Consider the following 25,633-nt stretch of genomic DNA (forward strand, 5'->3'; position numbering starts at 1 on the left):
GAAGGAATAAATTGAAGATATTAGTAACAGGAACAGCTGGATTTATTGGTAGTCACCTAGCCATAAAACTTTTAGAACGTGGAGATGAAGTAGTAGGATTAGATAATATCAATGATTACTATGACCAAAATGTAAAATATGGAAGACTTCAAAGCGGAGGTATAATTAATTCACTTGAAGAAGGAGAAAATATTTCTTATGGTAGATTATTAACATCCTCAATAAACTCAAATTATAAATTTATTAAATTAAATTTAGAAGATAAAGAGGCAATGATGGCTCTTTTTTCACAAGAAAAATTTGATGCTGTTTGTAATCTTGCTGCTCAAGCTGGAGTTAGATACTCTCTTACAAACCCAGATGCATATATGGATAGTAATATTATAGGATTTATGAATATTCTTGAATCATGCAGACATAATAATGTAAAAAATCTATCATATGCCAGTAGCTCATCTGTATATGGATTAAATGAAGAATTGCCATTTTCTACTAATCATAATGTTGATCATCCCATATCACTTTATGCTGCTAGTAAAAAGTCAAATGAACTTATGGCTCATACTTATTCTCATCTTTTTGGTATTTCTACTACTGGGCTTAGATTTTTTACTGTATATGGTCCATGGGGAAGACCAGATATGGCACTTTTTTTATTTACAAAAGCTGCTTTAGAAGGAAAAGCAATAGATGTATTTAATAACGGAAATATGTTAAGAGATTTTACATATGTAGATGATATTGTAGAAGGAATAATAAGAGTTATTGATAATCCAGCTAAATCAAACGAAAGTTGGGATAAAAAAGAACCCTCAACATCATCTGCACCTTATAAAATATATAATATTGGAAACAATAATCCTGTTAAGCTTATGGATTTTATAGAAGCTATAGAAAATAAATTAGGTAAAAAAATAGAAAAAAATATGCTACCAATTCAAGCTGGAGATGTTCCTGCTACTTATGCAGATGTAACAGATTTAGTTGAAGATTTAGATTATAAACCTAAAACACCAGTACAAGAAGGAATTAATAATTTTATTGATTGGTATTTAGAATTTTTTAATGTGGAGACAAAATAGTGAGTGATAAAATATGCATAATAGGCCTTGGTTATGTTGGTCTTCCTTTAGCTCATGCTTTTTCTTTAAAATATGAAGTGGTAGGGTTTGATATATCATCTTGGAGAATAGATGAATTAAATAAAGGATATGACAGAACTTTAGAATTAAGTGAAGTTCAAGTAAACGAAGCTTTATCAAATAATATGAAATTTACTTTAAATGTTGATGATATTAAAGATTGTAATATTTATATCGTAACAGTTCCAACTCCTATTGATAAAAATAAAAGACCTGATTTAACACCGCTTATAAAGGCAAGTGAAACAATAGGAAAAGTTTTAAAAAAAGATGACATAGTAATTTATGAGTCTACAGTATACCCCGGAGCTACAGAAGAGGATTGTGTACCTGTGTTGGAAAAAGTATCAGGATTAAAATTTAATGAGGATTTCTTCTGCGGTTACTCCCCTGAAAGAATTAATCCTGGAGATAAAGAACATACAGTTACAAAAATACTTAAAGTAACATCAGGCTCAACACCTGAAACTGGAGAAAGAGTAAATGATCTGTATGCTTCTATTATCACTGCTGGAACTCACTTGGCTCCTACAATTAAAGTAGCAGAAGCTGCAAAAGTTATAGAGAATTCTCAAAGAGATATTAATATTGCATTCGTAAATGAACTTGCAATCATTTTTAATAAATTAAATATAGATACAAATGCAGTACTTGAAGCTGCAGGTACAAAATGGAATTTCCTTCCCTTTAGGCCTGGCCTTGTAGGGGGACACTGTATAGGTGTGGATCCATACTACTTGACCCATAAAGCCCAACAAGTAGGATATAACCCTGAAATCATTCTAGCAGGAAGAAGATTAAATGATAATATGGGTATTTATGTAGCAAATCAAGTAATAAAACTTATGATAAAAAAAGGCCATAAAATTGAAGGTTCGAACATTTTAATTCTTGGTATCACTTTTAAAGAGAACTGCCCAGATATAAGAAATTCAAGGGTCATAGATGTAATAGAAGAGTTAAAAGAGTTTGGATGCAATATTGATGTATATGACCCGTGTGCAGATAAAGACGAAGTGAAACATGAGTATAACCTGGACTTGATAGATAGTTTAGATTCTTCAAAATATGAAGCTATAGTGTTAGCAGTGGCACATAATCAATTTAAAAAGTTAGAGTTAAAAGCAGATGATAATGTGGTGTTTGATATTAAATTTATTTTAGATGAAATTGATGGAAGATTATAATTATAAAAATACTACTTTGTAATAATCATATATAACAAAAAGAAATTTTTAGTAAGTATTGGATATACTCTCGGAACTATAGCCTTTATAAGAAACAGACATATCCATAAAAAAGTAAGTTAAAATATTATAATATATTAATTAAATAAAAGAATAAAAAATGATAGAAATGTATAAACAAATTTGGTTGCTATTTAATCCTCATGAAAAAAAACGGGTATTTCAACTTTTATTTTTAATGATAATAATGGCATTTGTAGAAATAATAGGAATAGGATCTATTATGCCTTTTTTAGCAGTTCTAGGGAACCCGGAAACTATAGAAACAAACAAATATCTAAATAGTATATATAACTTTTTTAACTTTCAAGATAAAAATAGCTTTTTAGTAGTTTTAGGTTGCTTTGCTTTTTTAATGTTATTAATCAGTGCCATCGTACGTAGTGTTACTAGTTATGCAAAATTCCGCTTTTCAAACTTGCGACGACATAGTTTAGGACAAAAATTACTTAAAAATTATCTTCATAGACCTTACAGCTTTTTTCTTTCAAAAAATAGCAGTGAAATAACTAAAGTTATACTTTCTGAAACTGATTTAGCTATAAGCCAATCAATACTTCCTTCTTTAAATGTGCTCACTTATAGTATACTTTCAGTAGGACTTATTGGATTTCTTGTGATGGTAGATCCTGTATTGGCAATGATACTTGCTTTAGTTGTTGGAGGTTTTTACATAATGATGTATATTTTTGTACGTAAATATATTACAAAAATAGGTCAAAAAAGAGATAAAGCAAATAGTAAACGTTTTAAAATAACTTCTGAAACAATATGGGGTATCAAAGATCTTAAAATTTTAGGTAGAGAAAAGATTTACCTAAATAACTTCAAAAAACCATCATATGAATTTTCAAATTATCAGCTTATAAGTCAAACACTTGGAGAGATACCACAATTTTTAGTAGAAGTTATAGCTTTTGGAGCACTACTAACAATAGCATTGTACGCACTTATAACTAATGAGGTAGATATAGGGACACTTTTACCGGTACTTGGACTTTATTCATTAGGAGCTCTAAAACTAAAACCTGCTGTGCAAAATGTGTATAAATCTCTTTCCTCAATGAAATTTGGTATTTCAGCTGTAAACAATATTATAAATGATTTACACGTTACGATAGATAATATAAACTTAAATAATGATAATAAAAGGCTGCAACTAAAAAAAGAGTTACAGCTACAAAACTTAGAGTTTATTTATCCAAATACAAAAATATCAGTTTTAAAAAATATTAATATCCAAATACAAGCAAACACAACAATAGGAATAATAGGTACTACAGGAGCGGGTAAAAGTACCCTTTTAGATATAATTCTGGGACTTTTAACTCCCACTGAAGGGAAAATAATCATAGATAAAAAAGAATTAACAAAACATAACATTCGCCAATGGCAAAATGCTATAGGCTATGTACCTCAAAATATCTTTTTATCTGATGATACGATAACAAGTAATATAGCATTTGGGATAGAAAAAGAAAATATAAATATGGAACAGGTAGAACAAGTAGCTAAAATGGCTCAAGTTCATGAATTTATTAATAAACTTGAACAAGGATATGATACTATCATAGGTGAAAGAGGTGTACGACTTTCGGGTGGACAAAGGCAACGATTAGGTATAGCTAGAGCACTCTACCACAATCCAGATCTATTAGTACTAGATGAAGCTACAAGTGCACTGGATAATCAAACAGAAGGAGAAGTAATGAAAGCTATTAACAGTATGAGTGGCAGTAAGACCATTATAATGATAGCACATAGACTTAGTACTGTAGAAAAATGTGATAAGATCATAAAGCTTGAAAATGGAGCAATAGTTGAATCAAAGAATAGATAAGTATGATTATTTAATAGTTCGTGCAGGTATCATAGGGATGAGTATTACTTATAAACTGAGGGGAAAGTACCCAAATGCAACTATAGCTATTATTGATAAAGAAGAGGATGTTGCAATTCCTGCTTTTTGGAGAGAAAATTACCATGGTATAAGTAACTTTAATTTAAAAGAAATGATTGAAATATTATACTACGAAACAAAATTATTTATCTTAAATAGTTTTAACTTTCGAGATTTGGCAATAGAAGAGATAAAAAATTATGATTCTAGTGTATTTACGAAAAAAGCAAAAGATGTGGTTAAAAATATAGAAGATAATTTTAAACCTATGCCTGCAGGTATTAGAGCACAACTTCTAAATAAACAAACAAATGAGTTAGTGCAAGATTTTATGATAGAACATGATAAAAATGCAACACATATTTTAAATGCAGTAAGTCCAGCATTTACTTGTAGTTTTGCTTTTGCTAGATATGTCGTAGATAAAATAAATAAAATGGAGAAGAATAAGTGAAAAAAGTTTTAGTTACTGGTGGAGCAGGATATATTGGAAGTGTTTTAGTAAGATTACTATTAAAAAAAGGTTATTTTGTTAGAGTTTTAGATAATTTATCTTTTGGAGGAGAAGCCATCGTAGAGCTTTTAAATGATGATAATTTTGATTTTATCAAAGGTGACATTAGAAATAAAGAAGATTTAATTAAAGCTATGCAAGATATTGACTATGTTGCTCATTTAGCTTCTATTGTAGGAGATCCAGCCTGTGCAGTAGATCCGGAGTTAACAAAAGATATTAATTTAAATGGTGCAAAACTAACTTACCAAGTTGCAAATGAGATGGGTATAAAAAGATTCGTATTTGCATCTACATGTAGTAATTATGGAAAAATGGAAGACTCAAATTCATATGTTAATGAAGAATCTGAGTTAAAACCTGTTTCTTTATATGCAGAAACAAAAGTAGAGTTTGAAAAATATTTATTATCACAAGATAAAAACAACGAAGCAAAACCTACTTGTCTAAGATTTTCTACTGTATATGGATTGTCTCCAAGAATTAGATTTGATTTAACAGTAAATGAATTTACAAAAGAGTTAGCAATGAACAGGGAGCTAGTAGTATTTGGTGAACAATTTTGGAGACCATATTGCCATGTAGTAGATTTATCAAGAGGTGTAATAGCAGTTATTGAAGCAGAAGAAGAAAAAGTAGCTTTTAATGTATTTAATGTTGGTGACTCAAATGAAAATTATCAAAAACAAATGATAGTTGATGAGATAAAAAAACAATTACCGGAAAGTAAAATCAAATATGTAAAAAAAGAAGAGGACCCTAGAGATTATAGAGTTTCTTTTGAAAAAATCAAAAATGAACTTGACTTCAAAGTTACCAAAAAAGTGCCAGATGGTATTAAACAAGTTATACAAATAGTAAGAGACGGATTTATCAATGATCCTGATGATAAAAAATATAAAAATGTATAAATTATAATATTGAGTCATATATGCAAAAGATAGTAGATTTTATTAAAATGAGTTTTAACACAAAAGATTTTATTCCTTTACATGAGCCTAGATTTATAGGAAATGAAAAAAAATATTTAAATGATTGTATAGATTCTACATTTGTTTCTAGTGTAGGAAAATATGTGGATATTTTTGAGGAAGAATTTGCCAAAAAAGTGGGTTCAAAATTTGCAATTGGAACAGTAAATGGGACAGCAGCTTTACATGTTTCGCTTATTTTAGCAAATGTAGAAAAAGATGATGAAGTTATTACACAGCCATTGACTTTCATTGCAACTTGTAACGCAATTTCTTATATAGGAGCAAAGCCCATATTTATAGATGTTGATTTAGGTACGATGGGAATGTCACCGGACTCTTTAGTAGAGTTTTTAGTGAAAAATTGTGAGATCAATGGAAATAAATGTATTAATAAAACTACAAAAAAGACCATTAAAGCATGTGTTCCTATGCATACTTTTGGTCATCCTTGTGAGATAGATAAAATTAAGAATATATGTGAAGAATGGAATATTACTTTAGTAGAAGATAGTGCAGAGTCATTAGGAAGTTATTACAAAGGTAAGCATACCGGTACGTTCGGTAAATTGGCTGCATTTAGCTTTAATGGGAATAAGATTATTACTTCAGGTGGTGGCGGAGTAATTGTAACAGATGATGAAGCATTAGCCAAGAGAGCAAAACATATAACAACTACTGCAAAAATCCCTCACCCTTTTGAATATGTTCATGATGAAATTGGCTATAACTACAGAATGCCAAATCTTAATGCATCATTGTTAGTTGCACAATTAGAACAATTAGAAAAATTTTTAGAGAATAAAAGAGATTTGGCAAATAAATATCAAGAGTTTTTTAAAGATATTCCAAATATTGATTTTATCATGGAACCTGAAAATACAATATCTAATTATTGGTTACATGCAGTTTTAGTTAAAGATATATCTCAAAGAGATGATTTTTTATCTTTTACAAATAGTAATGGAGTTATGACCAGACCTATATGGAAACTTATGAATGAGTTAGAGATGTTTACAGATTGCCAAAAGAGCAATTTAAAAAATGCAAAATATCTTGAAGAAAGAATTATAAATATACCAAGTTCGGTCAGGATATGAAAAAAGAAAAAATAATCTTAATCGGTGGTGGTGGACATTGTAGAAGTGCGATTGATATCATTGAAAGAGAAAACAAATATGAAATCGCTGGTATCATAGATAAGAAAGAAATGATAGGTTCTAATATATTTGATTATGAAATTATTGGCTGTGACGATGATCTAAAAGTGATTTTTAAAGATATTAAAAATGCACTTATTACAGTTGGTCATTTATATGATAATAAGGTTAGAGTAAATCTATATAAAAAATTAAAAAATATCGGTTTCTCTTTACCCACTATTATTTCACCATTTTCCTATGTCTCAAAATATTCTTTTATTGAGGAAGGCACAATAATAATGCATCATGCACTTGTTAACGCAAATGTAAAAATAGGTAAAAACTGTATAATAAATTCAAAAGCTTTGGTTGAGCATGATGTAATAATTGAAGACCATTGTCACATTTCTACGGGAACTATCCTTAATGGTGGTGTTTTTGTTAAAGCTAACACATTTATTGGGAGTAATAGTACATCAAAGCAGTATAGTGAAATTCATGGATTTATAAAAGCGGGGAGTCTTGTCAAATGAAAAAAGTATTTATAATTGCAGAAGCTGGAGTAAACCATAATGGTTCTATTGAAACTGCAAAAAAGCTTATTGATGTAGCTAAAGAAGCGGAAGTAGATGCAGTAAAATTCCAAACTTTTAAAACAGAAAATCTAGTATCTAAAAATGCACAGAAAGCAGAATATCAAAAGCAAACTACTGATGCTGAAGAATCTCAATTTGATATGATCAAAAAATTAGAATTGGATCTTAATACACATAATGAATTAATGAAGTATTGTGAAGAAAAAGAGATTATGTTTCTTTCAACTCCTTTTGATCATGACAGCATAGATCTTTTAGCAGAATTGGGATTAAAGATATTTAAAATACCAAGTGGGGAAATTACAAACCTTCCATACTTAAGGCATATAGGAAAACTAAATAAAAAAGTGATTTTATCTACTGGTATGTCAGATATCGGTGAGATAGAAAATGCCTTAGATATACTCATTGAATCTGGAACCCAGAAAGAAAATATTACTATATTACATGCAAATACAGAATACCCTACACCAATGGAAGATGTGAATTTAAAAGCGATGGTTACCATCGGCAATACATTTGATATAGATTACGGATATAGTGATCATACATTGGGTATAGAGGTTCCTACTGCAGCAGTTGCTATGGGAGCAAGTTGTATAGAAAAACATTTTACATTAGATAAAAACATGGAAGGTCCAGATCATAAAGCCAGTCTAGAGCCAGATGAGCTTATGGCAATGGTAACATCCATACGAAATATTGAAGCGGCATTGGGAAATGGAATAAAAAAACCGTCTAAAAGTGAATCTAAAAATATTGTTATTGCAAGAAAATCAATAGTTGCAAACTGTGATATAAAAAAAGGGGAAGTTTTAACTGATAAAAATTTAACCATAAAAAGACCAGGATCAGGAATAAACCCTATGCAATGGGATGAAATAATTGGCAGCATAGCAAAAAAAGATTATAAAGAAGATGAATTAATTTAAATGAAAAAAATATGTATAGTAACGGGAACTAGAGCCGAATATGGACTTTTATATTGGTTAATAAAAGAGATTGAATCCCAGAGTGATTTCTGCTTACAATTAATTGTTACAGGGATGCATTTAAGTCCGGAATTTGGCTTAACATATAAAGAAATAGAAAAAGAATTTAAGATAGATAAAAAAATTGAAATGCTGCTTTCATCAGATACTCCTATAGGGATATCAAAATCTATGGGATTAGCTCAAATAAGTTTTTCTGAGGCCTATAATGAATTAGCACCGGATTTAGTAATTATATTAGGTGATAGATATGAAATGCTTTCTGCTGCTAGCGCAGCAATGATAGCAAAGATCCCAATTGCACACCTTCATGGTGGTGAAACTACAGAAGGTGCTTTTGATGAAGCTATAAGACATAGTATTACAAAAATGAGTCATTTGCACTTCGTCGCATCAGAAGAGTATAGAAATAGAGTGATTCAATTAGGTGAAGAACCAAGTAGAGTTTTTAATGTTGGAGGGATGGGTATAGAAAATATCAAACGGTTAAAACTTTTAACACGAGATAAATTTGAAAAATCTATTAACTTTAAATTAAATAAAAAGAATATTTTAGTGACTTTTCATCCAGTAACATTGGAAAAGCAAACTTCAAAAGAACAATTTCAAGAATTATTAGATGCTTTAGATGAGTTGAAAGATACTCATATTATATTCACTAAAGCTAATAGCGATACTGATGGAAGAATTATAAATCAAATGCTTGATGAATATGTTATTAAAAATCCAGAAAAATCTATTGCCTTCATATCTTTAGGACAGCTCAGGTATCTTTCTTCTCTTCAATTTATTGATGCTATAGTAGGAAATAGTTCAAGTGGAATTATAGAAGCTCCCTCTTTTAAAATAGCAACGATAAATATCGGAGATAGACAAAAAGGGCGTCTAAAGGCAAATAGTATAATAGACACAAAACCTGAAAAACATGACATTTTGAACTCTTTTAATTTAGTTTTTAATAAGAAGTTAAAAGAAGAAATAGTAAACCCTTATGGAGATGGTTGTTCTAGCGAAAAGATATTAAATATATTGAAATCTATGGATTTTGATACATTATTGAAAAAAAATTTTTTTGACATTAAATTTAGGAGTAAAAATTGAATACAAGACTAATCGCAAAACTTGATGTAAAACCACCGTATGTCGTCAAACCTGTTCATTTTGAGGGATTGAGAAAAATAGGGCTTCCTTCAGAGATAGCAAAAGAGTATTATGAACAAGGTGCAGATGAAATCATGTATATTGATATAGTATCTTCATTATATCAAAGAGAGATACTTTTTGATGAGATCGAAAAAACAGCAAATGAAATATTTATTCCTTTTGGTGTAGGTGGAGGAGTTAAAACTATAGAAGATTTTTCTAAGCTATTTCATTGTGGAGCGGATAAAGTATCAATAAATACTTATGCTTTACAGGAAAACCCAGATATTATTAACCAGGCTGCCGAGATATTCGGAAATCAGGCTGTAGTTGTAAATATAGAAGCTAAAAGATGGAAAAATTACTATGAATGCTATACTGATTGTGGTAGAGTTCAAAGTAATAAAGATGTTATCGAGTGGGTAAAAGAAGTTGAGCAAAGAGGTGCTGGAGAAATATTTTTGCAATGTGTTGATACAGATGGTAGAAAAAAAGGCTTTGATCTTGAGTTAGCTAAGAAAGTTGTCGACAGTGTAAATATTCCAGTTGTTGTATCAAGCGGTGCGGGTAGTTTAGAAGATATAAAAGAATTAATCGAGTTTGTTAAACCAAGTGGTGTTGCAATAGCTTCATTGCTTCATTATAAAACAACAACAATAAAAGAGATTAAAGAATATTTAAGAAGTAATGGTATTGAGGTTTCAAAATGAGTAATTTAATTGGTATTATTAACTATGGTATAGCAGGTAATATTCATAGTATTAAAAAAGCAATAGTAAAAGCCGGTGGCACTGTAAAAGTAATCAATAAAAAAGAAGATATGACAGGCGTAGATAAAATCGTTATCCCTGGTGTTGGAAGCTTTAAAGATGCTATGACAGAATTAGAAAATGAAAAGCTTATTGAACCTTTAAAAGAAGCTATGAAGAGTAAGCCTGTTTTAGGAATTTGTCTTGGAATGCAAATCCTTTCTAGTTTAGGTTTTGAATATGGTATAACAAATGGACTAGATATTATTAAAGCAGAGGTCAAACCTATGATTGTAAATGGCAAAGTACCTCATGTCGGCTTTAATACTATTGAAGTTGTGAAGTCAAATCCTATATTAAAAGGTCTAGAGAAAGAAGAGTTCTATTTTATGCATTCTTATGAAGTTGTTAATTATACAGATATACTCTCTTTAACAGATTATTTAGGTCATAAATTTGTTTCTTCTATTCAAAAGGATAATATTTATGGAGTTCAGTTTCATCCAGAGAAAAGTAGAAAAGCTGGTATAAAACTTTTCGAAAATTTTATTAACTTATAAAGGTTTATGAATATGAAAGAAGAATTTGGAAAGTATGGATTACCATTAGAAGTAAAGTTTTGTAAAAAATGTACAATGAATAATCAAAGACCTTCTTCTACTGTTGAATTTAAACAAAAAGAAGGTGAAAAGAAAAGAACATTAGCTTTTAATGAAGATGGAATATGTGAAGCTTGTAAATATGCAGAAAAGAAAAAAACTATAAATTGGGAAGAACGACATAAACAACTTGAAGAATTGTGTAATAAGTTTAGAAGAAATGATGGGCGTTATGATGTTGTAGTACCTGGTAGTGGAGGTAAAGATAGTGTTCAAGCTGCTCATATGTTAAAGTATAAATATAATATGAATCCAATTTTGATAACTTGGCCACCTGCTCTTTATACAGAAATAGGTAGAAGAAATTTCGACTCCTGGTTGAATGCAGGTTTTGCAAATTATACATATAATCAGAATAAAAAGTTACATAGGTTTTTGACAAGAAGTGCATTTTTAAATTTAGGTCATCCTTTTCAACCATTCATCTTAGGACAAAAGAATTTAGCACCAAGACTTTCAGTTTTATTAGATATTCCTTTAGTAATATTTGGTGAAAATGAAGCTGAATATGGTAATGCAATAGAGGATAATGAAAAACCTACAAGAGATCCTAAATATTACAGTGCTGAACTTAGTATTAAAGATTTAGTATTAGGTGGAGTTTCTGCACAAGAGTTAATTGAAAAACATAATTTCAAATTATCAGATTTAGAAGCATATTTTCCAGTTAATCCATATGAAATAGAAAAAACAGGTACAGAGGTACATTATTTAGGATATTATGTTAAATGGCATCCTCAAGAAACATATTATTATTCAGTAGAAAATAGTGATTTTATGCCTAATGATCATAGAACAGAAGGTAGTTTTAGTAAATATAGTTCACTAGATGATAAAATTGATTGGTTACATTATCATACTACACATATTAAGTTTGGTATTGGTAGAGCAACTTACGATTCAGCACAAGAAGTTAGGAACGGAGATATTACCAGAGAAGAAGGAATATCTTTAATAAAAAGATTTGATGGAGAATTTCCAGAACAATATATTAAAGATTGTTGTGATTATATGGGTATTTCATTACAAAATTATTATGATACAATAGAAAAATTTAGAACTCCACATTTATGGGATAAGAAATATGGTAAATGGGAACTAAAACACCCAATTTGGAAAGAAAATAAATAATGAAAGACATCGAAGATATAATTGTATATGAATCTTCTACTATTTTAGAAGTTCTTGAGAAAATAGATAAAAGTTCAAAGCAATTAGCTATTGTAGTAGATGATAATAAAAAGCTTCTAGGTACAATAAGTGATGGGGATATAAGAAGAGCACTTTTAAGGAGTATATCGCTAACTGATAACATAAAAGATGTTTACTTTAAAGAATCTACCTTTGTAACAATCAATAACTCCAGAGAAGAGATATTAAATATATGTAAAAGAAAAAAAATACATCAAATACCTGTTGTTGACAATAGCGGAAACTTAATTGGATTAGAAATTTTAGATGAACTTATATCAAAAGAGAATAGACCCAATAAAGTAGTTTTAATGGTAGGAGGACTTGGAACAAGACTTAGACCTTTAACTGAAAATATTCCCAAACCTATGTTAACTGTGGGGAATAAACCAATTTTACATACTATTGTAGAAAAATTTGCCGAATACGGATATATTAATATTATAATGTGTGTAAATTATAAATCTCATATGATCAAAGAATATTTTGAAGATGGAAGTAAGTTCGGAGTTAATATTGAATATATATATGAAGAACAAAGAATGGGCACAGCAGGTGCCCTGAGCCTTTTAACAGAAAAACCGGATAGACCTTTTTTTGTAATGAACGGTGATTTACTAACAAATATAAATTTTGAAGCTTTAGAAAACTATCACAATAGTTATCATTCAATAGGGACTATGTGTGTTAGGGAATATGATTTACAGGTTCCTTACGGTGTAGTAAATATAGAAAATAGCAATATATTATCAATTGAAGAGAAACCAGTACACAAGTTTTTTGTAAATGCCGGAATATATATGTTATCTCCTGAAGCCTTAGATTACATTCCTAAAAATACTTTTTATGATATGCCAACTCTATTTGATAAATTAATCAAAGAAGAGAAAAAAATAGTATCTTTCCCAATTCGTGAGTACTGGCTTGATATAGGAAGAATAGAGGAGTATAAAAGGGCAAATGATGAATACGATAAGGTTTTTTAATGTTTAAAAAGAAAAAATTCTTAGCCGTTATTCCTGCAAGAGGAGGAAGTAAAAGACTACCTAAAAAAAACATACTTGATTTAGCAGGAAAGCCTTTAATTGCTTGGAGTATTGAAGCAGGTTTAAGAAGTAAATATATTGACGATGTAATTGTCACAAGTGATTGTGACGACATTCTTAAGATATCTAAAGAATACGGTGCAAAAACTCTTAAAAGACCTCAAGAACTGGCACAAGATACAACAACTACATTTGATACGATCATGCATACTCTTCAAAATACTGAACAATATGATTTTATTGTTTTATTACAACCAACAAGTCCTCTAAGAACTGAAGTACATATAGATGAGGCTATTGAGCTTTTAGATAGAAAAAATGCAGAAGCTGTTATTTCAATCTGTGAAATGGCACATAGTCCATTATGGAGTAATACACTACCAGTTGATGATAGTATGGAAAACTTTATAAACGAAGAAATAAAAAATACTAGAAGTCAAGATTTACCAAAATATTTTAGACTCAATGGAGCTATTTATATATGTAGAATTGAAAATTTCTTGAGAGAAAAAAGCTTCTTTATAAAAAAGAATATTTTTGGATATAAAATGGATCAAAATAATTCTATAGATATAGATACTAAATTAGACTTTGAAATAGCAAAAGTTTTAAAACAGAAATAGATTGTATAGAATAAAAGAGTTACTTTAAAGAGATGATAGGAGTTAAGAGTGCTATTTAATAGTTATGAATTTATATTTCTTTTTTTACCCATAACATTTTTTATTTATTTTTATCTTAATAATAAAAGATTAACAGAAGCTTCAAAAGCGTTTTTGGTTATATCATCATTGTTCTTTTACAGTTGGTGGAACCCAATTTATTTACCCCTCATACTATTATCAATGGTCTTTAACTATGTAATTGGTACTTCACTTGCTAAAGATGAAGAACACAAAAAGATATCAAAAAAACAGTTACTTACAATCGGTATAATTGGAAATGTTGGATTATTAGCCTACTTCAAATACTCTGATTTTTTAATTTCCAATATTAATTTTGCCTTAGATACCGATATACCTTTGTTTCATTTGGCTTTACCTTTAGCAATATCTTTTTTTACTTTCCAGCAAATAGCATATTTAGTAGATTCATACAGAGGTGAGACCAAAGAGTATGATTTTATGAATTATGCAGTATTTGTCACATTTTTTCCACAGTTAATTGCAGGTCCTATCGTGCATCACAAGGAGATGATGCCCCAGTTCTCAAATATTAAAAATAAAGTGATCAATTATAAAAATATCGCATTGGGGTTATTTATATTTTCTATTGGACTATTTAAAAAGGTAATCATAGCTGATACATTTGCAGTTTGGGCTACTAATGGCTTTGATAACTCAGATATACTTACTTTACTTGAAGCATGGGCAACTTCACTCTCTTATACATTTCAATTATATTTTGATTTTAGCGGATATACAGATATGGCTATTGGCGCAGCCCTTCTTTTCAATATAAAGTTACCTATTAATTTTAACTCTCCATACAAAGCAACAAATATTCAAGACTTTTGGAGAAGATGGCATATTACATTAAGCAGATTCCTAAGGGACTATATTTATATTCCATTAGGAGGGAATATAAGAGGAAACTTCAGAACTTATAATAATCTTATGGCAACTTTTATTATAGGGGGTATTTGGCACGGAGCAGGCTGGACCTTTGTATTTTGGGGCTTTCTACATGGATTATCTTTAATTATACATAGATTTTGTAGTAATTTAGGTTTAAAGATAAACCCTATATTGGGTTGGTTTATAACATTTAACTTTATAAATATAAGTTGGGTGTTCTTTAGAGCTAAAGAGTGGGAAGATGCTATTAAAGTTTTAAATGGAATGCTTGGTTTTAATGGAATAATTTTACCACTGTCACTTTCAAATAAATTAGCATTTTTATCTCAATATGGTATAGAGTTTGGTAGTTATGTACAAAATATTGGTGGTGATAAGTTTACACCTATTTGGATTATATCAGGTTTTGTATTGATTATTATCTTTAAAAATTCAACTCAAAGAATTGATAATTTTAAATTAAAATATAAAGCTGCTCTATGGTCTGGGATTGCTTTTGCAAGTGGTATATTATCACTTACTAAAGTATCTGAATTTTTATACTTTAATTTTTAGGAGATAGTAATATGTATAGTAAAAAGTGGATTAGAACTTGGTTTATTATTATTATTATTATTATTATTCCTATTGTTGGTGGTTTTAATTATATAATTGACCCATATGGATTATATAATACAAATATTATCAATAAACCAAAAATAAAACAATCTGATAAAATGAGACTAATTAAGGCGATTAAAACTCAAGAGATTAAACCAGTTTCAATTTGTTTGGGAACATCAAGAACTGAAGGTGGTTACGATCCAACTCATAAATATTTTTTACAGCCAGCATATAACTTAGCAGTATCGGGGAGTAGTATGTATGAAGCCAGAATTTATTTTGAAAATGCATTAAAACAAGGTAGATTAAAAAAAGTTTTATTAGTATCAGATTATATTATGTTCTCTATGGAGAAAAAAAAACAAGTTAATGAATTTGAAACATATTTTAAAGAAAATTCAAAAAAATATTTATTTAGTTTAGATACATTTATAGATTCATTAAATACATTAGTTGGAACCAATAAATCTGAAATTCTTTATTATGAAAATGGTCAAAGATTACATAATTATAAAGAAAAATACCTATATGAAATAGGTGGACATAGTGAAGCATTTAAAATAAATGAAACCTATTCTTATGAAAAAAATACCAATAATTATACATATAAAGATACTGGAGAAAATGCATTTATTGACTTTGAATTTATAGTTAATTCGTGTTATCAAAATAATATAAAACTAGATATTATTTTTGGTCCGTCCCATATTAGACAATGGGAAGCGTTTAATTACAAAAAAAGTTTTGATAAATGGCAACAATGGAAAAAAGATGTTGTAATATCCGTGAATAAAATAGCAAGCCGGTATAATAAAAAACAATTTAGAATAATGGACTTTGCAGTATATCATCCATTAACTGCGGAAGAAGTTCCAACTGATAAAAATGTTAAAATGAAATATTATTGGGAGTCGAATCATTATAAAAATGAATTAGGCTCTATTGTTTTAGATAAATTAATTGGAGATAGTCAATATAAATATTTTGGTGCTGAATTAAATTTTTCAAATATTGATGAACATTTAGAAAGTCAAAAAGTTAAAAGGCATCAATATATAGATACAAAAGCTTATCAGATTGAAGTGTGGGGAAAAGAAAAGAAAAGTAAATAAGCTTGAATATTTTATCTTTTAAGTTAATAAAATTTAGAAAAGAAAAGCTATGGAAAAAATTTCAGGCTGAATAATCATTTTTCATTAAGCCTAAATTTTGAAAAATAATTACTAATTCTAAAAAAATCATTTTTAATATTCCTAGAGCAATAATACTCTAGAATTTCACTTGCTGTTTTAGGATAATCTAAAAAAATGTAATTTCTATTCATAATTTAATATCTTTAATAATTAATAAAACAAGATTGTTTTATTAATCTAGTGACATTATCTTGTTGGAATATATTTTGCATTTTTTATCATTTTAACATATTCAGAATCAGTCTTAGAAAATGGCATATTCATATCTAAGTTTAGAGAATCTCTGAAATTCTCTTTTGGACCACAACAAAATGATAAACTAAACACTAATCTTGGTTTACTTTTAGCCCTACTACCAAAATGAAAACAGCTACATGGATCGCCAAAAACAATGGTTCCCTTTGAACCAAGTGCTTTTACAATTTCGTCTTGACTTACACATGAATTTACTTCTTCATCAGATAAATCCAAACTTTTATAAAATGAACCATAACCCGTCTTTTTTTCAATAAATTTAGTCAACTTTTTGGTAATTATTGTAAATGGACCAGTTTCTTCATCTACATCGTTAATATAAACAAACACTCTTATAAAGGGTCGAGTAACATTGTCTAAGTGCCAATTTTGTGATCCTAAATAGTTTTTTTCAAATGTATTATCTCTAGGATCACTTCTAAGCAAGTCAATACTTAACAAAGTAGGTACACCACCAAGATAATTACTAACAACATACAATATTTCATCAGAAAAACAAAAATTAAGCATTGCTTTATTTTGATAAATCTCTTTTCTATCTAAGATAGGATAAGGCATGACCATTACATCATTTTTTTGTTCTATCAAGTCAAATAGCTTTTCACATTCTGAAATCACTTGATCTAAGTATTTAAAATTCTGTGTTGAATCTAAAGACCATCCATCATCTTTCAACTGCTTATTCCTTTGCCAAGCAGCTTCTGAATCATCATTCTTCAGAACTCTTAAAAATGACTGATAATTTTGTTTTCTATAATTTATTGCTTTTCTATTTTTAATAGAATTATAAAAATTTGCTACTACACGATAACTACATAAACTCAATATACGTACACCAGAGAATTTGAGTCGTTCAAAAAGAAAATATAAAAGTAATTCAAAATAATTTCTATTATCTTCCCCATTCATGTAACGGTAAATTTTTCTTTTTATTGATTTCAACATAGTTAGCTCCTTAACTTAACATAAGTATCTGCTGCTTTACTTCCCAATTTAAGATAAATACGAGCTAACTTATGTTCAAAACTATTAGCAACTTGTGATACTTGATTCATATACTTACTGTGTAGAGCAGAATCTACCTTATTTCTTTCCAAGATCACTTTTCGGGCAGCATCTGAAACATCAACTTTGACAGTTGAACGATTTTGTGTAATATATGTATTAAATGCATTAAACCCAAGAAGTTTGTTGATCTCAATAAAAGAATCATCAAACATCTCTGTTGTACCTACAAAATCAAAATCTTTTTTTATATTGTTTTCTACAAGATCAAGTAAATTATCTGTAAGATAATCTTCTCCAATCCGGATATCCTCACCTGACATAACTTTTGCCTGTCCATCTTCCAAAACATAATTTAATTCATGGACATCAGCTTTTTCAATATCACTTTGTTTCATCTCGATAAATTGTTCAAAAGAGATATTGTTATCATGAAGATATCGATGTATTTTTGTTCCTTCACTCTTAAGTGAGTATGCATAATATGACCTTGCTCTGGATACAGGATCTCTTAAGAGAGTGAAATACCTTGATTCACCCTCCAACATTTTATGAAGTCCATAGGTAAAGTGTCCTGCTACAAGTCTAGCATTATTTAAAATATCTATTTTAGCTTGATCTTTTGAATTAAGTATTGAAAAGATATTATTGATTGTTTCTTCATTAAAAATGATAGTTGTTTTACAAAATTGATCCTGAAATTTGCGAAGCAAAAATTTTTCTACTGTTTTTCCTGCAGTTTTAACTTGATGGAGATAAAGAAAACGAGGTTGTGTCATAAAAAGTCCAATCTGAATTTTAAATAGGTTATTATCATTTAGAATTTTGATAATAAAACGGTGGATAGTATATCCGAAAGAGTTACAATTGTCAATATAATTTTTCTTATTCTTCTATTAGAAATTTTTCATACAAAAAAACTATTTTTTTCTTTTGAAGTTTAATATAGTTTGCATTATAATGTGCTTTTTATTTAAAGAAAATGTTATATTGTATTAATTAAAGATTTTAGATAACTTTTCTTATTCCATAGTAGTTGTTACTATTTGAATGATTTCCTTTAAATCAATTTAAAATAAAACCAGGCTATTTAAAATAAATTATTTATTAGGTAAAGTATGACCAATGTTTTTTATATGAGCTATCAGCCATATTTTGTAGAAATGGCAAAAATTCTTTATAAAGAGGATGATTTTCAACCAGTTTATTGGAATATTGTAAATGATATTGAGAATAATATTAAAGATGTTTTTGAAAATTGTATATTACATAACCATTATGATGCCATTAAGGGAATTCCCCCTAAAGAACTTGCAAATATTCTCTTAGAACCTTTATGTCCTAAGACTTTGCAAAAATTATCACAATGTGAACGAATTGCATTAAGGATGATGGAGAGAAACGACACATATGCAGATAACTTTGCACATAGAGATAGAGTTTTATTGTATAAATATTTTGTACAATATTGGGTAGCTATTATAAATAAACTCAAGCCTAAATATATAATTTTTGAAGAAGAGCCTCATCAGGCATCTGAATATGTGCTATATAAAGTAGCTAAAATGATGAATGTAGAAACCATTATGTTTATACGAACTACAATTGATCAACGAATGTATCCTGTTAATGAATTCGAAACAGGTTCTGAGATTATAAAGAAAAAATATGAAACCATATTAAATCAAAAAAACAAACTTGAAATATCAAATGAAATTGAAAAATATTTAGAAAAGATACAAGGAAACTATAGTGAAGTGATATCATTACATCTCTATGATCAAACAGATAATATTAATAATTTATTAGATGAAAAAAGTAAATTTTTAAAAAGACTTAAAAAGATTTTTTCTTTCAGTATTAATTTAAAAAAATTTAAAATACAGATAAAACTTCTTTTAGACTTTAATTCACAATATTTTAAAAGTGATCAAAAACAATATTTTAAAAGTTTTAAAAATTCTAACTTAAAATATATTGAACATATTTATTTCAAGTCAAAATCCATAATTAAAAAATATTTTTTAAAAAAGTATTATGACAAAATATCTGAAAAAAGTGTTGACTTAACAATACCTTATATTTTCTGTGCAATACATTATCAACCTGAAAAAACTACTTGTCCGTTAGGTGGTGACTTTGATGATCAATTATATATGATAGAACTATTATCTAAAACTATGCCTAAAGGGTGGACTCTATATGTAAAAGAGCATCCTAGTCAATTTGTTACAAGCTATGCAAGGTATGGTGAACATTTTAGATCCTACGGCTATTATGATCAAATAAAGAAATTAAAAAATGTAAAATTAGTCTCAATAAAAACTGATACATTTAGTTTAATTGATAATGCAAAAGCTGTGGCTACTGTAACAAGTACAAGCGCATGGGAAGCAGTTATTAGAGGGGTTCCTTCTTTAACTTTTGGATATTCATGGTTTAATCATTGTAATGGTATATTTTATGTTAAATCCCTGAAAGATTTAGAAGATTTTTTTGAGCTTATCCATCAAAATAATTATAAACCAAATATTGAAGATATAAAATGTTTTTTAACTATTTTAGAAAAAAATACATTTAAATCTGTTATTGGAGGGGAAGGTGTCCAAAAGTATTTTAATATTAGTGTAAAACAAAATGCGTTAGGACATATAAAAGCTATTAGGAATCTAATTGATTTTAATAAATTAAAGGAGAATTAATGCAAGAAAACAACTTTAAAAATATTTTTAAAAATTTTTTTGATAAAGACAAGAGTTTTATTATTTTAAAAAAAATTTATAGAAAGTTTTTTGATTTTAATGGTAATCATACTAAAGAAGAAAATTTGGAATGGATTAAAAATAACGCTTCGAATTGTGAAGATCTAGCAAAGAGTTTGTCTATTGAATTATGGAACGAAGCAATTCTAGTTTCTAAAGAGATAGAAGAGGAATCAATAAAAAAACTAAAAGAACTAAATATTAAATTAGGAGGAGGTGGTATTTATCCTTTTTTATATTTTATCACTAGATATTTACAACCTAATAATATTTTAGAAACAGGTGTTGCCGCAGGTTTTTCTTCGTATTCTTTATTATATGCAATTGATAAAAACAGTAAAGGTAAACTTTACAGTAGTGACTTCCCTTATTTTAGATTAGAAAATCCAGAACAATATATAGGATATATCGTTCCTGATGAACTTAAATCAAACTGGGATTTACTGATTAATGGTGATGATGTTAATATTCCTCAATTTTTAGAAAAAGTTTCTAGGTTTGATTTAATACATTATGATTCTGACAAAACTTATGCTGGAAAAGCAAAGTTTATGAATAGAATTATAAATAATATAAATAAAAATACGATTATTTTAATAGATGATATTCAAGACAACTCTTTCTTTTATGATTATATTATAGGTAATAATATCAATGATTGGTATATTTTTGAATTTGAAGGAAAATATGTTGGGATGATTGGTTCTTTGAATGTATAAATCTATTGTTTATGATTTTTTTCATAAAGTATTGACTTGGGGGTATTTCATATTAATTAAGTTAGTACGTTTTAAGTCTGAATTTGTAGGTTGTAAGTTTTTGGAGAATAGTTTTAAAACAAGTGATACTATTTTTATATTAGCTCCTGGAAGTTCAATTAATAATTATTCAGATATTGACTTTAGGCATATATCAAAACATGATTCTATTGGAATCAATAATTTTATAATCCATGAATTTAAATGTTCATTAAATTTATTAGAAACCCAGCCAAAAGATTTTAATTATTTTAATCTTATTAGAGAGGTAAAGAAACTAGATAATACTTTTTTGTACAAAGGATATGCTTCTTTAAATACAAAAAAGTTTAAAAATTTTCTCAATAATATAAAAGATATTCCTAATGAAATTAAAAAGTTTTATTTTGCGAAAGATGCATATGCAAAAGGATATTGGAAAGAAATTGATGAAAATTTCAAATCAAAAATATTGAATAAGCACAAATCTGATTTTATTTATAATTATATTTCTAGCTTAAACTATGCAGTAATGTTATCTTATAAATTAGGCTATAGAAATATCGTACTTTGTGGATTTGATATGGATAATAAATATTTTTATTGTGAAAATAAAAAATATGAAACTATTGTGAAAAAATATGACTTGTGTATAAAATCAAGTAATAATATTATAAATGATGATGATGATAAGCTTAAAGAGATCTTTGCTGTTCTTCAAGAAATCAATCATATGTTAAATTCAAATAAAAATGGTAATATAAGTTTTTATTATAGCAATAAAATACTTTCAAAGTTTTTTAAAGAGTACAAAAGTGAAAAATAAAAAATATTCAATTATTTAATCTTGGTTTGAAATGAATAATTTAAAAATTAAAATAACTGATATAGATGAAAATTTAAAAATTTATATTTTATTATTTAGTATTTTAGGATATTTAGCTAAAGGTTTATTTGATATACAATTTGGACTCTATTTAGGTATAGTTTTAGGTTTATTTCTCTTATCTCAAGTTTTTAATAATTTAAGAGTAAATAGATTTGTTTTTATTTATAGTTTGATCTCATTATTAGCTTATTTTTTAATTATTTTTAATAATACATTTGATGAAGGATTGTTCTTCTTACCTATAATTTTGTCTTCATTGGGAATTTCAATAGCTATAATAGATACAGTTTTTGAATATAAAAAATTCCATTACAACTTATCAAAAATAATATTATATGCACTTTTTATATATTGTGTTGTTTTTTTTATACTATTTGAAGATATGAATTATGCCTTAAAAGGTAGTAGAAATATGATTTCTGCATATCTTTTATGTTTATTACCATATTATTATATGGTAAGACATATTAATGGGGATAAAGTTTCCATATGGATTGCATTTTTTACTTTTTTAATTTGTTTGATATCAGTGGGTACTGCTGGAGTAATATTATCTTTTTTCTTTCTATATGCATTATTACATATAAGATATAAATATTTAACTTTTTTCTTGCTAATAATAATTTTCTTTGTATATTCTTTTGAGTTACAAAATTATTTTTATTCTTTTTTAAATAAAATAGATCCCGAAATCTTATCAAAAATTCTCTATAGATTGGATATCAATAATTTATATGGACCAAGTATTAGAGGAGTCATATTAAATAACTACATCTCAAATCTAGATTTATTTAGTTTTTTTTATGGAATAAAACTAGAAAACCTACATTGGAATATTAATGGTATAGACTATTATAATCCTCATAATAGTTATTTGTTACTACATGCAAAAAGTGGCATATTAGTATTTGTATATTTAAGTATTATAGGAGTCACTTTATATAAGCTATTTAAATTAAACAAAGTCCTGTTTTTTTTATTTTTAGTAATAATATTAAGAGCTTCATCTGATACTGTATCTTTTGCCCATGGTTATTTTGAATGGTCTATTTATTTGTTTTTTTTGTATATATTTTATTATAAAAACAGAGTTAATAGTATTAAAATTGGTTTTAGTAAATAATTAGATATAAACATAATATTAAGGAGTTCTTGATAATGACATATAAAAAATATGGAATAAATACATATAATGCATTATTATTTCTTTTTTCCATCACTATATTTTATTTAATGTATTTAGTAAGGGATACTATTCAAGATAGACCAAACTATCTTGAACATTTCACTTATCCTGTTGATACTATAAAAATAGAAATAGGTTTTAAATATTATATGAAACTATTTAATATTTTAGGTATTGACCCACAAATATCCATATGCTTAACTAGCGTTTTTATTTATATTTTACTAGCAAAAGTTTGGTATAAATATGTGTCGAAATTAAATAGTATTGAATCAATTTTAATATTTAATTTTATCATGCTTACCTTATTTAATCATTATGTTGGTACTTCCATAAGAATGGGATTAGCAATAGCGATAGCTTTGTATTCAAGTATGAAAATTATTGAAGGGAATAAAAAATATTGGATAATGATATTTCTTTCTATATTTTTTCATTATGGAATTTCGTTATTTGTTTTATTATTTACTTGGGTAAAACTTTTTGAAAAGCGAAGTATAAGATTTCACTTATTTTCACTTATTTTAATATTTTTATTAACTTTTATTATTTTTTATTGGGCAGTACCAATATTAGAATTTTTAAATAATGAACAAAGATATAGTCATTATTTTGATGGAAAGGATATGACTGATAGAATAATGCCATTTACCTTACTATTTTTAATTGGAAGTTTATTCCTATTATTAATAAAACGAAGTGAGCAATGGTCTATACTTTATTTACTTGTTGGATATAGTATACCTTTTATAATTGTTATTGTAATTATAAAAGTAAATATATTACCTAAAATGCTTATGCCGTTAATTTTTTTATCAGCTGTATTAATTATAAATAGTTACAGGTTTGAGTATATTAAATTAAATGGTATTATACGTTTTAATTTACTTATTATCGCTAATGTTGTGGCTATTATGTACGCACTAAAGATGTATCAATATTATTAGGATTTAAATGAAGAAAAAATTAGCTATATTAATAAATTCACTTTCAGGAGGTGGAGCAGAAAGAGTTGTTTCTATTCTCTTAAAAGAACTACAAAGAAAATATGATATCACCTTGATCTTGATGATGGATAAAATAACTTATGATATACCTGATAATATTGAAGTAATATATCTTGAAAAAATAGTTGCAGAGGAAATTAATTTAATAAAAATCATAAAGATCCCTTATCTAAGCTGGAAATATAAAAAAATATGTAACCATAGGGGAGTAGATATTAGCTTATCTTTTATGTATAGACCTAATTTTATTAATACTTTCGCAAAAATACTCGGCTTAAAGTCTAAAGTAGTTATAAGTGAACGAAATACTGCGTCTATGACTTACAATGGAAATTCTATAGGTTCTATAGTTGGACGATTTTTAGTAAAAAAACTTTATCCTAAAGCTAATATGATTATCCCAAATTCAAAAGGTAGTGCTTTTGATTTAATAAAAAGTTTTAATATTCCAGCTAATAAAATAGAAGTGATAAACAATCCTATTGATGTAGATAAAATCAATCAATTAGCAAATGAACCATTGGACACTGGGTTAAAAACCAATAAGTTTGTATTTATTCTTGTAGGAAGACTTGAAAAACATAAGAGACAAGAATTAGTTATTAGAGCTTTTTCAAAACTGTCATTTACAGAATGTGAGCTTTGGATATTAGGAGAAGGTTTAAAAAACTCAGAATTACAAGAGTTAATAAAAAGACTAGGATTAGAAAATTATGTAAAAATGTTAGGATTTGATAAAAATCCTTATAAGTATATGAATAAAGCAGATTGTTTTATTTTAAGTTCAACAAGAGAAGGTTTTCCTAATGTATTAATAGAGGCTTTAGCTTGTGGACTTCCTGTTATTTCTACAGATTGTGATAGTGGACCTAGAGAGATCCTTTCTCCTAGAAGTGACTTATCAATAAAACTACATAATAGTTTAGAAATTGCAGAGTATGGAATATTAACTCCAGTAAATGACGAAGATAAAATTATTGATGCGATGAACATTCTTCTGGAAAGAAATACAATATATGAAGACTATAAATCTAAATCAAAAGTAAGATCAAAAGATTTTAATTTAAAAAAAACTATACATTTATTTGAAAGAGTCTTATAATTAAAAATATGAAAAGAAATACTAA

The 25,633-nt window shown here is 27.5% G+C and carries 24 protein-coding genes; 22 read left to right on the plus strand and 2 right to left on the minus strand.

Annotation, left to right across the window (positions count from 1 at the left end; all coding sequences use genetic code 11):
• Nucleotides 1-11: 11 nt before the first annotated feature.
• From ACQY5W_RS10805 to ACQY5W_RS10880, 16 genes are all read left to right on the plus strand, one after another.
• A complete protein-coding gene (locus tag ACQY5W_RS10805) occupies nt 12-1,082 on the plus strand; it encodes an NAD-dependent epimerase (protein WP_428024980.1) in 1,071 nt (356 codons plus the stop codon).
• A complete protein-coding gene (gene tviB, locus ACQY5W_RS10810; protein ID WP_428024981.1) occupies nt 1,082-2,329 on the plus strand; it encodes a Vi polysaccharide biosynthesis UDP-N-acetylglucosamine C-6 dehydrogenase TviB in 1,248 nt (415 codons plus the stop codon). The genes ACQY5W_RS10805 and tviB overlap by 1 nt, the downstream gene beginning before the upstream one ends.
• Before the next feature lie 160 nt (nt 2,330-2,489).
• Complete coding sequence (locus ACQY5W_RS10815) at nt 2,490-4,229, plus strand: ABC transporter ATP-binding protein (RefSeq protein ID WP_428024982.1); 1,740 nt, start codon at nt 2,490-2,492, stop codon at nt 4,227-4,229.
• Nucleotides 4,210-4,743, plus strand: coding sequence for a hypothetical protein (locus tag ACQY5W_RS10820; protein WP_428024983.1), 534 nt, complete (start codon nt 4,210-4,212; stop codon nt 4,741-4,743). Before ACQY5W_RS10815 ends, ACQY5W_RS10820 begins: the two co-directional genes overlap by 20 nt.
• Nucleotides 4,740-5,714, plus strand: a complete 975-nt coding sequence (locus tag ACQY5W_RS10825; protein ID WP_428024984.1) for an NAD-dependent epimerase/dehydratase family protein — start codon at nt 4,740-4,742, stop codon at nt 5,712-5,714. The genes ACQY5W_RS10820 and ACQY5W_RS10825 overlap by 4 nt, the downstream gene beginning before the upstream one ends.
• Nucleotides 5,715-5,734: 20 nt before the next feature.
• Complete coding sequence (locus ACQY5W_RS10830; RefSeq protein ID WP_428024985.1) at nt 5,735-6,874, plus strand: LegC family aminotransferase; 1,140 nt, start codon at nt 5,735-5,737, stop codon at nt 6,872-6,874.
• Nucleotides 6,871-7,449, plus strand: coding sequence for a NeuD/PglB/VioB family sugar acetyltransferase (locus tag ACQY5W_RS10835; protein WP_428024986.1), 579 nt, complete (start codon nt 6,871-6,873; stop codon nt 7,447-7,449). The genes ACQY5W_RS10830 and ACQY5W_RS10835 overlap by 4 nt, the downstream gene beginning before the upstream one ends.
• Nucleotides 7,446-8,444 carry an N-acetylneuraminate synthase gene (gene neuB, locus ACQY5W_RS10840; RefSeq protein WP_428024987.1) on the plus strand — a complete coding sequence of 333 codons (999 nt, stop codon included), beginning with the start codon at nt 7,446-7,448 and terminating at the stop codon, nt 8,442-8,444. Before ACQY5W_RS10835 ends, neuB begins: the two co-directional genes overlap by 4 nt.
• Nucleotides 8,445-9,605, plus strand: a complete 1,161-nt coding sequence (gene neuC, locus ACQY5W_RS10845) for a UDP-N-acetylglucosamine 2-epimerase (protein ID WP_428024988.1) — start codon at nt 8,445-8,447, stop codon at nt 9,603-9,605.
• Nucleotides 9,602-10,357, plus strand: a complete 756-nt coding sequence (gene hisF / locus ACQY5W_RS10850; RefSeq protein ID WP_428024989.1) for an imidazole glycerol phosphate synthase subunit HisF — start codon at nt 9,602-9,604, stop codon at nt 10,355-10,357. Before neuC ends, hisF begins: the two co-directional genes overlap by 4 nt.
• Entirely contained in the window at nt 10,354-10,956 is a 603-nt protein-coding gene (hisH, locus tag ACQY5W_RS10855; protein WP_428024990.1) for an imidazole glycerol phosphate synthase subunit HisH, read from the plus strand. The genes hisF and hisH overlap by 4 nt, the downstream gene beginning before the upstream one ends.
• 12 nt (nt 10,957-10,968) lie before the next feature.
• Nucleotides 10,969-12,186 carry an N-acetyl sugar amidotransferase gene (locus tag ACQY5W_RS10860; RefSeq protein WP_428024991.1) on the plus strand — a complete coding sequence of 406 codons (1,218 nt, stop codon included), beginning with the start codon at nt 10,969-10,971 and terminating at the stop codon, nt 12,184-12,186.
• Nucleotides 12,186-13,232 (plus strand): nucleotidyltransferase family protein, encoded by a 1,047-nt coding sequence (locus tag ACQY5W_RS10865; RefSeq protein ID WP_428024992.1) that lies wholly within the window; start codon nt 12,186-12,188, stop codon nt 13,230-13,232. Before ACQY5W_RS10860 ends, ACQY5W_RS10865 begins: the two co-directional genes overlap by 1 nt.
• Entirely contained in the window at nt 13,232-13,915 is a 684-nt protein-coding gene (locus ACQY5W_RS10870; protein ID WP_428024993.1) for a cytidylyltransferase domain-containing protein, read from the plus strand. Before ACQY5W_RS10865 ends, ACQY5W_RS10870 begins: the two co-directional genes overlap by 1 nt.
• A gap of 48 nt (nt 13,916-13,963) precedes the next feature.
• On the plus strand, nt 13,964-15,424 hold the full coding sequence (locus ACQY5W_RS10875; RefSeq protein ID WP_428024994.1) for an MBOAT family O-acyltransferase: 1,461 nt from the start codon (nt 13,964-13,966) through the stop codon (nt 15,422-15,424).
• Nucleotides 15,425-15,435: 11 nt separating this feature from the next.
• The gene (locus ACQY5W_RS10880; RefSeq protein WP_428024995.1) at nt 15,436-16,584 is read left to right on the plus strand and encodes a hypothetical protein; all 1,149 of its coding nucleotides are present in this window, start codon (nt 15,436-15,438) and stop codon (nt 16,582-16,584) included.
• A gap of 267 nt (nt 16,585-16,851) precedes the next feature.
• Here ACQY5W_RS10880 and ACQY5W_RS10885 read toward each other — a convergent pair whose 3' ends face one another.
• Entirely contained in the window at nt 16,852-17,865 is a 1,014-nt protein-coding gene (locus ACQY5W_RS10885; RefSeq protein ID WP_428024996.1) for a hypothetical protein, read from the minus strand.
• A 2-nt stretch (nt 17,866-17,867) separates the two neighbouring features.
• On the minus strand, nt 17,868-18,704 hold the full coding sequence (locus ACQY5W_RS10890; protein ID WP_428024997.1) for a sulfotransferase family 2 domain-containing protein: 837 nt from the start codon (nt 18,702-18,704) through the stop codon (nt 17,868-17,870).
• A 339-nt stretch (nt 18,705-19,043) separates the two neighbouring features.
• Here ACQY5W_RS10890 and ACQY5W_RS10895 point away from each other — a divergent pair, with 339 nt between their 5' ends.
• Genes ACQY5W_RS10895 through ACQY5W_RS10920 form a run of 6 tightly spaced genes read left to right on the plus strand, consistent with a single transcriptional unit; the run spans nt 19,044 to nt 25,608 of the window.
• The gene (locus ACQY5W_RS10895) at nt 19,044-20,627 is read left to right on the plus strand and encodes a hypothetical protein (RefSeq protein ID WP_428024998.1); all 1,584 of its coding nucleotides are present in this window, start codon (nt 19,044-19,046) and stop codon (nt 20,625-20,627) included.
• Complete coding sequence (locus ACQY5W_RS10900; RefSeq protein ID WP_428024999.1) at nt 20,627-21,406, plus strand: class I SAM-dependent methyltransferase; 780 nt, start codon at nt 20,627-20,629, stop codon at nt 21,404-21,406. The genes ACQY5W_RS10895 and ACQY5W_RS10900 overlap by 1 nt, the downstream gene beginning before the upstream one ends.
• Entirely contained in the window at nt 21,399-22,250 is an 852-nt protein-coding gene (locus ACQY5W_RS10905; RefSeq protein WP_428025000.1) for a hypothetical protein, read from the plus strand. Before ACQY5W_RS10900 ends, ACQY5W_RS10905 begins: the two co-directional genes overlap by 8 nt.
• Before the next feature lie 31 nt (nt 22,251-22,281).
• On the plus strand, nt 22,282-23,436 hold the full coding sequence (locus ACQY5W_RS10910; protein WP_428025001.1) for a hypothetical protein: 1,155 nt from the start codon (nt 22,282-22,284) through the stop codon (nt 23,434-23,436).
• 35 nt (nt 23,437-23,471) lie between these two features.
• A complete protein-coding gene (locus ACQY5W_RS10915) occupies nt 23,472-24,446 on the plus strand; it encodes an EpsG family protein (RefSeq protein WP_428025002.1) in 975 nt (324 codons plus the stop codon).
• Nucleotides 24,447-24,453: 7 nt separating this feature from the next.
• Entirely contained in the window at nt 24,454-25,608 is a 1,155-nt protein-coding gene (locus ACQY5W_RS10920) for a glycosyltransferase (protein ID WP_428025003.1), read from the plus strand.
• The last annotated feature ends 25 nt before the right edge of the window (nt 25,609-25,633 follow it).

The organism is Arcobacter sp., from assembly GCF_050300555.1.
Classification (GTDB): Bacteria; Campylobacterota; Campylobacteria; order Campylobacterales; family Arcobacteraceae; genus Arcobacter.